This is a genomic window from Ancylomarina longa (assembly GCF_003996985.1).
Lineage (GTDB): Bacteria > Bacteroidota > Bacteroidia > Bacteroidales > Marinifilaceae > Ancylomarina_A > Ancylomarina_A longa.
Window position 1 is genome coordinate 1 of record NZ_RJJX01000289.1, and the last position, 383, is coordinate 383.

1 protein-coding gene is annotated in these 383 nt (G+C 32.1%); it reads right to left on the reverse strand.

Features of this window, described 5'->3' with window-relative positions:
- Nucleotides 1-76: 76 nt before the first annotated feature.
- Nucleotides 77-383, reverse strand: a 307-nt coding sequence (locus tag DLK05_RS17760) for a hypothetical protein (RefSeq protein ID WP_209319977.1), incomplete at its 5' end; no start/stop codon positions are given.

The following is a 383-nucleotide window of genomic DNA, read 5'->3' on the forward strand; positions in this document are numbered from 1 at the left end:
CGGTTACGTCAACCTACCGTTCATGTTGGGCAGTACCTGCCACACGAACGCTTAGTTGTTGTATGCTGGCTTTTCTTCATTCTTCCTCTATCTCAACGAAATCTTTCTCAATACTATTAAAAACATTTATTGTTGCGCTTATTGCTTTAAACAAATCAAAGCTTAACATCTCACTGAAAACTTCTGAATACCTATTTAATTCATCCTTTGATTTAGTCTTTAGATGAATCATGTTTTTTCTGTGATTATATAATTCATTGATAACTTCTAAATTTTCACGTCTTGTTTCCCAGAAATCATTTTGTTTTATAGCTAACGGCACTACAGATTCTAATTTTTCCTTAAATGAAATACCATTCTCAATCTTCTTCTGATTGTAATTT